Below are 13,156 nucleotides of genomic sequence, written 5' to 3'. Positions count from 1 at the left end.
GGCGCTATGGATGTCTGCGTCGCTCGATCGCTGCGGCCGCGCGCAATACATTTTCTTCACCCCCCCAAGGTCCAACGATCTGGACCCCGACAGGAAGTCCCTCCGAAGTGACCCCAATGGGAACGGACGCCGCAGGCTGTCCTGTCATGTTCCAGGGAAATGTGTATGGACACCACCGCCAATCGTCGGCGGCGAATCCTTCCGGCACATCGTACTCTACAGGCCACGCAGCGGTAGCAACGACCGGACAAACAAGAAGGTCGAAACGATTGAAGAACGCCCGCGACGCAGCAGTTATCTTGAGTCTCTGTTCCATCGCGCTCTGGTAGGCCGAAACACTCACCATCCGTCCGGCCTCCGCGGCCTTCAGGATAGTTGGGTCGAGCAAAGATCGTTTTTCCTGTGTGAAGCCGTCGACCGTCGCCATGCAAACGGTATCCCAGAATATCCGGAAGGGTTCGACAGGATCGACCGGCCAGACTGGATCTTCTGCGAGGACCCGGACGCCGGCACCGGTGAGCAGAGGGATAGCCTCGAGAACGAGTTCGTCGACCTCGTGATCTTCAAGCGGAGCCCTGCAGCCCATGCGTGGAGAGAACGCCACAACCAATTCGCGTAAATCAGGGTCGGCTAGGTCGTCCGGCACGCAGAATGGCACGGGCCACGCAAAGGCATCGCGTGGCTCTGAGCGGCTCATCACAGCCAACATAGCGGCGGCGTCCTGCACCGAACGCGACATCGGACCGACGACCGAATGAGGCATGTCAATGTCCGGCGGGAAGGCCGGCACGCGGCCAAAGCCCGGCTTCAGCCCAAAGACATTGGTGAGCGAGGCCGGGATCCTTATCGATCCCGCACCGTCGCTACCGACCGCAAGCGGGCCAAATCCCATTGCGAGGGCAGCGGAGGCGCCTCCGGAAGACCCTCCAGGTGTTTTCGTCAGATCAAAGGGATTCAAAGTCACGCCATGCGCGGCGCTACGCGTTACAACCTTGCACCCGGAATCTGGCGTAGCGGTCTTGCCGAGAAACACCGCGCCTGCTTCGCGCAACCGCGCTACACACGACGTGTCCTCAGCGCAAGGGGACAGCCCATCAAATGCAAGCGAGCCGCGTCTTCGCGGCCAACCTGCTATTGACGATAGGTCCTTCACCGTGACCGGAACGCCGTCGAGTGGAGAGAGCACGCTTCCGGAAATGTAACGTCGCTCGGCAGCCCGTGCCATCTCAAGCGTCTTCTCACGGTCGAGATGGACAATCGCATTAACTTGCGGATTGAGCCGTTCGATGCGATCCAACAGCGAGCCGGCGACTTCGACCGGTGAGAGTTCGCGATTGGAGAAGGCTCTGGAGAGAGCGAGCGCATCGAGAGAGGCGATTTCGTCGTCTTCGTGAGTCGCACAAAGAGCCCCGCGAGCGCCCGCTGTTTCCGTCATCGTCATCAATAGAGCTCAAAATATTCGTTTATTTCCGCGGGCGGGATTTCATCCCTCAGGCGCGCCATCTCCTGCCGCTTCATCGAAAGGTAAACCTTCACGAATTCCTCACCCAGCATTTCCCGGAGCGCGGTATCGGATTCAAATGCGTCGAGAGCATCGTGCATTTCGGTTGGAAGCTTGGCGTAGCGGTCATCGTCTTCCTTGGGGCCGGTGCCGGCCGGCATCAATTGCCGTTGCTGCTCGATGCCGAGCAGCCCCGCCGCTATCGTCGTGGCGGCCACAAGATAAGGATTTGACATGGCCGAGGGGACGCGGACCTCCATATGGGTCGATTGGTCACGGCTTGCCTTCACCCTGATGCTGGCGGAACGGTCCTGTACGCCCCAGGAAACGTTCGATGGCGCGTAGGTCTTCGGACGAATCCGGCGATAGCAGTTAGGCGTCGGATTCCAGACCGCCATTGCCGCGGGCATATGATCCAGCACCCCCTGAATGAAGCGCTTAAACGTCTCGGACATACCGTCGTCGCCATCGGTATCAAGGAAGGCGTTCGATCCCGTCTTGCTATCGAGCAGCGAGATATGGAAGTGGGAGCAACTTCCCGACAGTCCCTTGTAGGGCTTGGTCATGAACGTCGCGAGCAAGCCCTGTTTGATAAGATATTCCTTGACGGTACCCTTGAACACGAACGCCCGATCGGAAGCGGCAACACCGTCAAGTGCACCGTAATTGATCTCGACCTGACCCGGTCCGTGCTCGACATTGTACGTAATAATATCGATACCCTGACTCTGCAGAACGCGAATGAGGTCGTCGATCGCCGGCACCTGATGGGTGCGAGACGTCACGAAGATCGGTTGTCCGCCGAATATGGGTTCGCGCGTCTTCGCATCGACAACATAGAACTCGTATTCGTGTCCTATTTTGGCGGTGTAACCGAGCGCCGCTGCGAGGGAGAGCATCTTCTTGAGCAGAAGACGCGGAGAGGCCATTTGAAGCCGCCCGTCGTACCACATCGTATCGCAGATCACGCGGCCCGTTTTCTCCAGCCAGGGCACCGGTGTCAGTGTGTCCTGGTCGACCACCATGACGCAGTCCTGGTAGTTCATTTCTTCATTGTAGCCGGAATCGCGAACTGGGATCGAATTACTGTCGAGAGCGACGGCGCCGCCATAGAGGTTCAGGCCCGATTTCATATATCCGGCTATATGACCAACCGGGATCGTTTTTCCACGGCTGAGACCCGCCATGTCCGGCAGCTCAAAACGGACGAAGTCAAAGCCGCTGGACTTGACCTTTTCGACAAACGCATTTGCCTCCTCCGGGGAAGCTAGCGCGAGTGTCGGCATCGCGTGATCGTGAGGTCCTTCTTCGACGACTTTCAACATGGCTAAACTCCGTATCTTTCTGTCTTCTTCGTTGTTATTTTTGAGCGGCCGCGACCATGTCCGTCATGACCGCGAATAGATTTTGGCTGAGCAGCTCGGCGGAACGGCGAAAGTCAGGCAACCGCTGTGCAACGACGTCCCCTAGCCTCTCGGCTTCTTCCTCACCGAGCGCCTGGATCAGACTCGCCTTGTAGGCAGGAATACGCTCCCAGTCGCCGACGGTCGTCGAAACGATCTCGCAGTGATACTGAAAGCCGTAGGCATGGGGACCCCAGCGCATCGCCTGCACCGCGCAGGCTCCATTGGACGCGAGAACGACAGCGTCCTCCGGAAGCAGGGAAACCTCCGCGCCATGCCACTGAAAAGTATCGAAACGCCGATCGAAGCGGGCGAGAAGCGCATCCTGCCGACCGATTTCGGTAAGCTCGACCTCGGCGATCCCAACTTCCGGGCGCGACATCATCGTAACTTTGCCGCCGAGAGCTTCCGCCAGTAGTTGGTGGCCGAGGCAAATACCAAGATAGGGCCGCCTCAGCTCAACCACCCACCGGCGTATCGCAGCTTTTTCCGGCGCCAGCCACGGGTGGATATCCTCCTGCCAGACATCCATCGGGCCGCCCATCACGACCAGCAGATCATACGGCGACAAATCGGGGATCTGGTCCCCCTCATCAAGTTCGATCTGCTCCAGAGAATGGCCGCCTTGCGACCACAGCTCCCGGAATACTCCAGGATGTTCGACGGCGACGTGCTGAAAAACTAAAATGCGCATGACTGCTGTCACCATCCTGTGCAGATGGTCGACCGATAGCTAGTGGTCGGGCGCCAATCGGCTGTGGCGTTCTTCATTGCTCTCATCGATTCCATCATCCTGATCCTGACCTCGGTGCCGATGGGTTGAAAGGTCGTCTTGAATATTTGAGGAAAAGCCGTCATCGCCGAACGCTTTCGCTTGTTCTCAAGCCAGTCGGACGCCGGAGACGGCATCGAACGCCAAGAGGCCCAGATCTACCAGGTCAAGTCCCACCACATCGCCAGCACTATATCGGCCAGCGACGTCGGTATCGACGATCAGGCGCATTTCTGACTCCTCGTTTTTGACCGTCACCATTGATTTAAGGCCGAGCGGTTCGATGTCGAAAACTCTGGCTTTGATCGGCGCTTGTCCTGGCGGCAACAATTTCAAATGCTCCGGGCGAATGCCGATCTCGAATGGGCCGCCGGCTTTGGGAAGCGCATTTCGCAGCTTTTTCAGTCCGGCGAACGACGCTCCGGCAACCTGGATCGACCCTAGGATTCCGGGTTCATAAACTGCCTTCATCAGATTGATTTCCGGCGCGCCAACAAATCGCGCCACCTCGCGGTCAACGGGGTCGTCATATAACGACTGAGCCGTCGCGATCTGCACGACGCGACCAGCCCGCAACATGACGACAGTATCGGCGACGGCCATCGCTTCGGCGAAATCCGGGGTGGCAAGCAGGAATGTTGCGCCTAGGTCGCGTTGCAATCGCTTGAGCTCGGCGCGCAATTCGATCCGTAACATCGCGTCAAGGCTGGACAAAGGCTCGTCCAGCAGGAAAAGACCTGGCTTGCGGATCAGCGCCCGTCCCAGTGCTACCCGCTGCCGCTCTCCGCCGCTCATGGTCTTGGGCAGGCGATTGAGCACGTGAGCTATCCGCAACGTGCTTGAGACTTCCGCCACCCGCTGTTCGATCTCTGCCTTCGCCGTACCGCGAATCGTCAGCGAGCTGGCGATGTTGGCAAATCCCGTCTTGTTCGGGTAAAGGGCGAGATTGTCGAAGATCATCGCGATATCTCGATCCTTCGGTTCGAGCCCCGTCACATTGCGCCCGCGCATCAGAACTCGGCCGGCATTCGGTCGATCGACCCCCGCGATCAAGCGAAGTGTGGTGGTCTTGCCAGCACCTGCCGATCCCAGCAGAACCGTCAACGACCCCTCGGGAATCGCAAAATCGAGATCGCAGACTGCTGCCTTGTCTCCAAAGGCTTTGCAAAGTCCACGGACTTCGAGCGCCGCTGGAGCAAGCATGGAGTCAATCCGCAAGGGCTTCAAACCGGCCTCCCTCAAGACGCAAGCCGGCGGCCAGTTTCGCCGCTGAAGAAGACGAACGATGAAGGGGCAGCCAAGAGGCCTATGTCCGCACCTACCTGAGGCCGCTCGGCGGTAGGGACTACGGCCTTAAGCGAAACGGTGCCGGATTCAACGGTCACGACAGCTTCCGGCCCACGCGGCTCGACAACCGCTACCTTTCCCGAGATAGTGGCATCGTGGGCAGCCGCGAGTGTCAGGGATTCCGGTCTCAAGCCGAGAATGATCGGCCGACCGACGTAATCGGAAACGAACGCCTCGCTTGAAGAAAGCCCGATAAAGAGCCCGTCACGCCTGAAACCCACCGACGCGCCGTTTCCAGTGATCTCGCCACGAAGGAGGTTCATCGGTGGTGAGCCCATGAAACCCGCGACGAAGACGTGATCAGGCTTTTTGCAGATGACCGAGGTTCGTTCGATTTGCTGCAGCTTTCCGGCATTCATCACCGCAATTCGGTCCGCCAGGGATAGCGCCTCGACCTGATCGTGCGTGACATAGATGATTGTGAGCCCAATCTCCGACTGCAAACGCCTCAGTTCCCGGCGCATTGCGAGGCGTGCGGATGCTTCCAGGTTCGACAAGGGTTCGTCGAGCAGCAGGATGGCCGGCTTGGTCACTAGCGTCCGTCCGATCGCCACTCTCTGCAATTCAGATCCGCCGAGCTCAGAAGCCGATAGGTTGAGGCTATTGCTCATACCCAGCAGTTCGGCGACATCGTGAACTGCCTTGGCGATTTCGGCTTTGGCTCGACCACGAATGACCAGACCAAACGCCAGATTTTCGAACACCGTCATGTGGGTGAAGACGGCGTAGTCCTGAAACACCAGACCCACATTGCGCTTGCCGGGAGGAATACCGATGACCGAACGGCCGTCGATTCGGATATCGCCCGAGGTTGGCTGCTCCAGGCCAACAATCATATTGAGCGTCGTCGATTTGCCACAGCCGGAGGGCCCGAGAAGGGCGACGGTCTCGCCGGCCTCGACGGCGAAGTCGATGCCGTCCACAGCCACGAGGGATTCATCACCGAATAATTTTCGTAGGTTGACGATTTCAAGCTTCGGAATGGTCATCGCTTCACCGCGCCAAACGTCATTCCCCGCGCCAGATGCGACTGGATGAGCAGGCCCGCTAAAATCAGAGGAAGCATCGCGAGAACGGCAAGCGCCGCCTGAACGCCGTAGAGCGTGCCCGCCGTCGCGGTGACATATCGAGCGAGCTGAACCGGAATCGTCGTCACGTTGGAGTAGGACAAAACCAGCGCGAACATGAATTCCGACCAGTTCAAAATAAAGATGAACAAGGTCGTCGCCAACAGGCCGCCCCGAATGAGAGGAATGGTGACAAAAATATGCGCCATCAGCCGCGACCGCCCGTCAATCATGACCGCTTCTTCGATTTCACGAGGGAGGTCATCAACAAAGCTCTTCAGCATCCAGGTCGAAAACGGCAGCGTACCGGCAACGTAGATCGCGATCAGTCCCCGGTACGTGTCGATCAATCCCACGTTCGAGTAGATAATAACGAATGGCACCGCAATCGCCGCTGGCGGAAACATCCGTCCCGACAGGATAATCAAAGGCGTCGCCTTTCCCCCGTTCGCGTACCGGGATATGCCGATAGCCGCGCAAAGGCCTATCACCACCGATAGAACCGTTCCGGCAACCGAGGCGAGAAGCGACCCGAACACTGAATTTGTCGCGGCCTGGCTTACGCCGCCAACGCCATAGGCGCGGATCGCGTCCGGGTCGAACAGCGTCTTGAAATTGACCATAGTGGGATGCGATGGAACCCAGATCGCGGGCGAGGCGTTCCAATCCGTCGGCGGCTTGATCGCGGTCATGACGATCCAGAACACGGGAAACAGACTGATAATCAGTGCGCCGAACAATACGAAAGCCAGCGGCCAAGTGAGCTTGCGCCCCGTCATCGCCTCGCCTCCAGTAGTTGGTTGCGGATCGGCGCAAGCAACAAGTGGATCAAGGCTAGGGTGCCGAGAAGAACGAGAAATGCCGCCGCGGCGCCGTAGGCAAGTTGGAAGTCGGCGAACGCGAGCTTGTAGATGTAGAGGCTAATAGTCTCGGTCGACGTGCCCGGCCCCCCCCGCGTCAACATGAATACCTCGTCGAACAGTTTTACGATCTCCATCGCTCGGATGACAAAAGCGACGATGATGACCGGCTTGAGCATCGGCAGCACGATCCGCCAGAACACCTGACGCGGCGTGGCCCCGAGGATAACAGCGGCACGCACCGGATTTTCCGGTATTGCATTGAGCCCGGACAACAGGATCAGAAAGAACAACGGCGTCCAATGCCAGACTTCCGTGATGATAACCGCCGAGATGGCGAGCGGCGTGCTCCTGAACCATTGCGGCCCTGCCCCTGATCCAAAGACCAGCATCAGCAACTGATTGATCGGGCCGTTCGACTGGAAGAGCATCCAGAAGGTATAGCCGACCACAACGGGAAGGATCATCATCGGCGTCAGAAACGCTGAAAACAGGATTGCCTTGCCCCTGAATTCGCGGAGAAACAACACCGCCAACGAAAGGCCCAATACGAATTCAAGCGCCAAGCAGACCGTCGAGATAAGCAAGGTGCGCACCACGGCCTCAACGAACCGCGTGTCGTAAACCAGCAGTTCCTTGTAATTGTCGAACCCCACGAGCGTCGCCTGCAGTAACGAGCCGTGAGTTGGCGTCCAGTCGGTGAAGCTCATGTAAAAGGCGACAACAAGCGGAACGACCAGCACTAATAGCGAGACAATCTGGCCGGGAAGCATCAAGAGCTGTCCAAGCCGGTTGCTAGGCAGGCTGCCGCGCGCCGAGGTAGCCTCCTGCACGTCCTCTCGCGCCAAGGCGGAACTGCCCGATGATACCCGTAACTCGCTCAAATCGTTCACCGTGTCAGATCCAGATAGCGTTCACCGGCGCAAGACGACGCCGATGAACATTGTTGATAAACACTCAGCTCCACTTGCTCGCGCCACTGGCTTTTCTGATCGGCTCGGCGAGATTCTTTGTGAGCGCCAGCCAGGACTGCTTCACCTTGTCCTTGCCGATACGTCGGGTAATACGGTCAAACGCTCGTGAAGCGTCGTCGAGCGCGACCTTCGGCTTCTTGTCTCCGGTCATGCAAGCATGCACCTCCTTGTCGAGCGCGTCCTGGTATTCGAACCCACCCGGCAGACAGAAGTCTGGCACGGTGTTGACCATGTTGTCGTACAGGGTCTGCAGGTATTCCGGCGAATACGCATCCTTCAACCGCTGCGTGGGCGCCAGCATGTGGTTCTTGCGATAGGGATCGGAATAGCCACCGAGATACGGAATGGCGTCCGCCGAGATGGTCGGCGACGTCATCCACTGGGCGTAGGCGTAAGCGAGTTCAGGATTTGCGGAATATTTGGAGACCGCGTAGCCGTAGCCCCAGCAGAACAAGCCGGCGTAGAGCAGACTGCCGTCCTTGAGTTTGTCGGCCGGCATGACCGTGGCCGCAATTTTTCCTGTCGTGGCCGGTCCGGTCGACGGCGCCTTCGAATATTTGTAGCCCGACGGCCAGACGATGTTCATGAAACCCTCGCCACGACCGAACGCATTGTAGTTCGACGACCAGATGAAGCTGAACGCATCGGGATGGAGATACTGATTGACCGCCAGCATATCTTCCAGGGCGGCCAGACCTTCATCCGAATTGAACGTCGGATTCATATCCTGGTCGAAGTACAGCCGTCCCTTCGAGATCAGCCGCTGCATGAACATCCATTTGACATAGTAGCGCGACCGATATTCCAGACTGCCATAGAACTTGTTGGCGGGGTCATGCATGAATTGTGCAAGATTGTAATACTCACCCCACGTCTTCGGCACGCCCAGCGGATAGCCGAATTTGTCGGCAAACGCCTTCACTTTAGCCGGATTCTTCAGGTGATCGTCGCGGCACAGCAGCGTGATCTGATCACCGTCGTTCAGAAGTCCGGCGACGCGGCCGTTATAGAGCTGGGCATGATGGCTGGCGGGAAAGACGACTCCCCATTCCTTGTCGAAGATCTCGGGGTTGTGCTTCTCGACCCAGTCGGTGAGATCGAAAATGACGCCAGAGTCGATCCAGTCCGGATAGGACATCGCCGTCGGCATCATCACGTCGTAGCGGCCGGTCTTGGCAACCGCCTCCTGCATGCCCTTGGTATGAACGACTTCATCGGGCTCCTCGATGAACTCCAGCGTGATGCCGAGCTCGTTCTTCCACTTCTCGACATAGGGCGTCATGTTGCCGATCGAACCGGTCGGGATCAACAACGTCAGGGTCTTCTTGGTCGCCTTTGCGGCCGCTTCCTTGGCGAGCGCCCACGCCCTCTCTTCCGATCCGCCAATGGCTGCGAACGCCTTCGACGCGCCGAGCGGCGACTGCAACACAGCGTTGGCGACAAACGTCGAGACGCCAAGCATGGTCAGAGAACGCACGAAACTGCGTCGATCGATTTCGCCGGCCTCATACTTTCCAATCGTCGTTTTGATCTCATCAATGTTGCGGTTCATGTCATCCCCTGCCGATAGGCTTCCGATGGTGGTTTGCACAACTTAGTGGCAACATGCTCAAGTCATCACGCATCCCGGCGAATGCGCGTATTTGATCATCCCGGCCGAGACACTTTCAGCCGAACAACCGCGACCCTAGACACCTGTCGGATAGCTCTCCATCAAAGCGAAACGAGTTGCTTCCGACCGGCCCTTAGCTCATCTTGTGAAATTAACGGTATGCGAAACATCCGGCAGCGAGCAGAACCATTTTGATTTTAAGATTGGTACCAATCAATTTGTGCTCGCGGCCGACGGAAGCACGATCGACGCGATTGATACGGTGGGATTTTCTTGATGTCTAAGACAGCAGTCACCGGATCATTGATCGGATTTCAATTGGAAGACGGCTCTGCTCTTCCAAAGTATCAGCAGATCGCCGACCACCTGCGCGGTGCTATTGAGAGTGGGCGCATACCGGCGGGCATCAAGTTGCCGTCGACGCGCGTTTTCGCCGAGGAGATCGGCGTATCGCGCAACGTGATCTTGCAGGCTTTCGATCGACTCATCGACGAGGGCTTCCTGTCCAGCCGTATTGGCGACGGGACTTATGTACTGGAGCCCACTGGCAGGCCTGGCCGGTCGCCGCTCGAAAGAAAGTCTTCATCAACCGTGGGAGAACGATATCCGTTCAGATCGTTGTCACGCAGGGGCAAGAGCCTTACAGCGTCGGCCACGGATGCCTTCCCGGAACGTCCGACGACATTCATGCCGGACCTTCCGGATCTGCGCGAATTTCCAATCAAAACCTGGCTACGCCTGCTAAACGAGACGTCGGGTCGGCTTCGCGGTGAGATTCTCGCCGATACATCCAATGCCGGCTACGAGCCCCTGCGGCGGGCTATTGCGCGGCATCTCAACATCTTCCGCGGTATGACCTGCACTTCTGAGCAGATCATTATCACCACGGGTTCTCAGCAGAGTCTTGATCTGGTCAGCCGCATGCTGTTCGACCCCGGCGATCCAGTTTGGCTCGAAGAACCCGGTTATGTCGGCACCCGTTCGATATTTAGGGCCAATGGCGCTTCGCTGTGTCCTGTCGAGGTCGATGCCCAAGGCCTCTGCGTCGAAGAGGCGCTTGCAAAACACCCTTCGCCGCGCCTGATTTTTACGTCGTCTTCGCGTCACTATCCCTTGGGCGCAACGCTTTCGCTCCAGCGACGCTCTGCCCTCATCGAACTTGCGAGCCGTTGCGGCGCCTGGATCGTCGAAGATGATTACGATAACGAATTTCGCTATGCCGGTCACACGCCCACCTCGATCCACGGGCTGGACAGCGGACAACGCACCATCCATCTGGGGACGTTCTCGAAGATTCTTCTTCCGTCATTCCGCTTAGGCTACGTCGTGGTGCCGCCGGACCTTGCCGAACCCTTTGCCAAGGCGCGGGCCGTGGTCGATCGCCACGCCTCGCTCATTGAGCAAATGGTCCTTTCGGAATTCATGCACCGTGGTCTGTTCGTCGCCCATATCCGACGGATGCGAAGCCTTTATAGAGCGCGCCAGGTTAGGCTGATTGGTGGACTAAACGATATTTTCGAGAATAGGCTTCGTCTTTCTTCAACCGACACCGGTATGCATGTCATCATACCGCTCGACCATGCCGCTGACGATCAGGAGATCGCGCGCAAAGCTATGGACTATGGCGTTGTGCTCCGTCCGTTGTCACCCTACTACGCAGGTCGAACGAAGCGTCAGGGGCTTCTGCTTGGCTTTTCAGCTTACAACGTTGACGAAATTGAACAGGGACTCGCGCGCTTGTCCAAACTAAGAACGACAATAGATCCCGTGCTTGCGATTTTATAGTGAGCTTGGCACCAATTGGCTCCGTTCATTTTTTGTAAATGGCTCCAAGAGGCGGACCCTGTTTTAGGTATATCAATTTCGCGGGAATCGGCCCGTGATGGCGGTGTAGAACAACATGAATGCGAGCAATGAGACTTCCAAGCCCGTGGAAGCACCGAGTGAGCGGACACGACTGAAGAGGTATCATTGGTTGGCTAAGTACGACCGAGATACGATCAATGCGATTATCGACGCCGGTATCGTCTGCCAGATCGGTTATGTGATCGATTCGATGCCCTATGTGACGCCGACCAATCACTGGCGTATCGATGACTACGTTTATTGGCACGGCTCCTCTGCCAGTCGGATGCTGAAAACGCATCAGGAAGGCATCCCAGTCTGCTTTAGCGTCACGCATTTGGATGGGATCGTCTTCTCCCGCGCGGCATTCAACCATAACGTCAATTTCCGTTCAGTGATGGCGTTCGGGAAGGCTGAGTTCTGTGAGGACAAGGTCAAGCGTCATGCACTCGAGGTCTTTACCGACAGGCTGGCACCTGGTCTTTGGGACTATGCACGCAAGCCGGCCGAGCAGGAATGGAAGGCGACCAAGCTCATCCGAATGAAGCTAGACGAGGTATCGGCCAAGGTCAGCGACGGCCTTCCCGATGAGGAGCCGGAAGATTACGCCTCCGATAAGTGGGCCGGATCAGTCGGGCTGCGGCTGGTACAGCTTCCGCCCGTTCCGGATCCGAAGCTGCGGGAAGGCATCGAACTGCCAAGCTTCATCAAGAATTTTCGCTATCTAAAATAACGCCTGCCTTTTGGCCGAAAGATCAAAGGCAAGTTTCCATAATCGCTAACTATGCGAATCGATCCAACTTGAGAACGGCGTGAGCCACTTTCACGCCAGTCCGGGTGATCCATACTGGAGACCACGGCCTAACGACAGGAGAACGAGTTGGCGTCTCGAGGCTGATTTGAGCCGCCCCTTTGGCTTCCGCTCAAGCGTTCGTTTTAGGAACTTCACGACTGCCGGAGACGACCGGTACCAGCGATTCTTGGCATCACGAAGTGACGCCCCTCCTAGGATCGAGACTGGAGTTCAACTAGCCGGCACAACCATGCATCGAATCTTCCAAAGGTTTGTGGACCGACTATCAAGCTCTCCAAGTCCAGATGTTCTTCACCAAATCATGGACGAGGCTGCGACGGCGCTTGGCCTTTCGTGTTTCGCATACCTTTCAGTGCCGCAGCGCCCAAGCGCCGAGGCGCACCTCATTTCGAACTATCCCACAGCTTGGACCACCCAATATTTGAAAAGCCACTACGAGCGCTTCGACCCCGTAATCACTCGAGCGCTCGGTCATCCAGAACCCTTCGAGTGGGGTCTCGAAATAGGCTCGATGACCCGATCTAAGGCGGAGCGCGAGTTATTTGAGGAAGCGGCCAAATTTGGCATCCGCCACGGATTCACGGTTCCAATTCATGATTATCGTGGTCCGGTGGCCGCTGTGACCTTTGCTGCCAACGACCGGCTTCCGCAGTTCGAACGCGCGATCAATGAGCACGCGAAGGCCCTTCAGCTTATGGCGATGTATTTCCATGCCCATGCCCGACGCCGGATCGGTGCTAGGCAGATGATCCATGAGGTATCGTTGTCACCGCGCGAACTGGAATGCCTTGAATGGGCCGCTCAAGGCAAGTCAGCCTGGGAGATCGGGCGTATTCTCGGCATTTCTCGACATACCGCGGCCACTCATCTCGATAACGTCAAGACTAAGCTCGGCGTTCGGACCATCATTCAGGCTGTCGCCCGCTTCATGGCATCAAGATCGACTATTAAATAACTCCTC

Annotated in this window: 11 protein-coding genes; 3 read left to right on the top strand and 8 right to left on the bottom strand. The window is 57.5% G+C overall.

Features of this window, described 5'->3' with window-relative positions; genetic code table 11:
- Positions 1–4: 4 nt before the first annotated feature.
- The 8 genes from UB31_RS28190 to UB31_RS28155 all read right to left on the bottom strand — a co-directional run bounded on the left by UB31_RS28190 (position 5) and on the right by UB31_RS28155 (position 9,476).
- Entirely contained in the window at positions 5–1,441 is a 1,437-nt protein-coding gene (locus tag UB31_RS28190) for an amidase family protein (RefSeq protein WP_050044854.1), read from the bottom strand.
- Positions 1,441–2,826 (bottom strand): glutamine synthetase family protein, encoded by a 1,386-nt coding sequence (locus UB31_RS28185; protein ID WP_045013229.1) that lies wholly within the window; start codon positions 2,824–2,826, stop codon positions 1,441–1,443. Before UB31_RS28185 ends, UB31_RS28190 begins: the two co-directional genes overlap by 1 nt.
- A 34-nt stretch (positions 2,827–2,860) precedes the next feature.
- Positions 2,861–3,598, bottom strand: a complete 738-nt coding sequence (locus UB31_RS28180) for a type 1 glutamine amidotransferase (protein WP_045013228.1) — start codon at positions 3,596–3,598, stop codon at positions 2,861–2,863.
- A gap of 186 nt (positions 3,599–3,784) precedes the next feature.
- A complete protein-coding gene (locus UB31_RS28175; protein WP_045013227.1) occupies positions 3,785–4,879 on the bottom strand; it encodes an ABC transporter ATP-binding protein in 1,095 nt (364 codons plus the stop codon).
- A 35-nt stretch (positions 4,880–4,914) separates the two neighbouring features.
- Entirely contained in the window at positions 4,915–6,012 is a 1,098-nt protein-coding gene (locus UB31_RS28170; protein WP_045013226.1) for an ABC transporter ATP-binding protein, read from the bottom strand.
- Entirely contained in the window at positions 6,009–6,869 is an 861-nt protein-coding gene (locus tag UB31_RS28165) for a carbohydrate ABC transporter permease (protein ID WP_045013225.1), read from the bottom strand. The genes UB31_RS28170 and UB31_RS28165 overlap by 4 nt, the downstream gene beginning before the upstream one ends.
- Positions 6,866–7,843: a carbohydrate ABC transporter permease gene (locus tag UB31_RS28160; RefSeq protein ID WP_245306083.1), complete on the bottom strand. Its 978-nt coding sequence runs from the start codon at positions 7,841–7,843 to the stop codon at positions 6,866–6,868. Before UB31_RS28160 ends, UB31_RS28165 begins: the two co-directional genes overlap by 4 nt.
- 64 nt (positions 7,844–7,907) lie before the next feature.
- Positions 7,908–9,476 carry an ABC transporter substrate-binding protein gene (locus UB31_RS28155; RefSeq protein WP_045013223.1) on the bottom strand — a complete coding sequence of 523 codons (1,569 nt, stop codon included), beginning with the start codon at positions 9,474–9,476 and terminating at the stop codon, positions 7,908–7,910.
- Between the two features lie 336 nt (positions 9,477–9,812).
- On the opposite strand from UB31_RS28155, the gene pdxR reads away from it, so the two are divergent.
- The 3 genes from pdxR (at position 9,813) to UB31_RS28140 (ending at position 13,150) form a co-directional block, all read left to right on the top strand.
- On the top strand, positions 9,813–11,321 hold the full coding sequence (gene pdxR / locus UB31_RS28150; RefSeq protein WP_045013222.1) for a MocR-like pyridoxine biosynthesis transcription factor PdxR: 1,509 nt from the start codon (positions 9,813–9,815) through the stop codon (positions 11,319–11,321).
- Between the two features lie 190 nt (positions 11,322–11,511).
- Complete coding sequence (locus UB31_RS28145; protein WP_245306082.1) at positions 11,512–12,114, top strand: pyridoxamine 5'-phosphate oxidase family protein; 603 nt, start codon at positions 11,512–11,514, stop codon at positions 12,112–12,114.
- A 310-nt stretch (positions 12,115–12,424) separates the two neighbouring features.
- Entirely contained in the window at positions 12,425–13,150 is a 726-nt protein-coding gene (locus tag UB31_RS28140; protein WP_045013220.1) for a LuxR family transcriptional regulator, read from the top strand.
- The last annotated feature ends 6 nt before the right edge of the window (positions 13,151–13,156 follow it).

Source organism: Bradyrhizobium sp. LTSP849, from assembly GCF_000938255.1.
Lineage (GTDB): Bacteria > Pseudomonadota > Alphaproteobacteria > Rhizobiales > Xanthobacteraceae > Bradyrhizobium.
This window is presented reverse-complemented; position numbering and strand designations above follow the sequence as displayed.

Bases quoted from the DNA above. Each gene is read 5' to 3' on its own strand.
- UB31_RS28190 (WP_050044854.1), bottom strand. From the start codon at position 1,441: ATGACGATGACGGAAACAGCGGGCGCTCGCGGGGCTCTTTGTGCGACT.
- UB31_RS28185 (WP_045013229.1), bottom strand. From the start codon at position 2,826: ATGTTGAAAGTCGTCGAAGAAGGACCTCACGATCACGCGATGCCGACA.
- UB31_RS28180 (WP_045013228.1), bottom strand. From the start codon at position 3,598: ATGCGCATTTTAGTTTTTCAGCACGTCGCCGTCGAACATCCTGGAGTA.
- UB31_RS28175 (WP_045013227.1), bottom strand. From the start codon at position 4,879: ATGCTTGCTCCAGCGGCGCTCGAAGTCCGTGGACTTTGCAAAGCCTTT.
- UB31_RS28170 (WP_045013226.1), bottom strand. From the start codon at position 6,012: ATGACCATTCCGAAGCTTGAAATCGTCAACCTACGAAAATTATTCGGT.
- UB31_RS28165 (WP_045013225.1), bottom strand. From the start codon at position 6,869: ATGACGGGGCGCAAGCTCACTTGGCCGCTGGCTTTCGTATTGTTCGGC.
- UB31_RS28155 (WP_045013223.1), bottom strand. From the start codon at position 9,476: ATGAACCGCAACATTGATGAGATCAAAACGACGATTGGAAAGTATGAG.
- pdxR (WP_045013222.1), top strand. From the start codon at position 9,813: ATGTCTAAGACAGCAGTCACCGGATCATTGATCGGATTTCAATTGGAA.
- UB31_RS28140 (WP_045013220.1), top strand. From the start codon at position 12,425: ATGCATCGAATCTTCCAAAGGTTTGTGGACCGACTATCAAGCTCTCCA.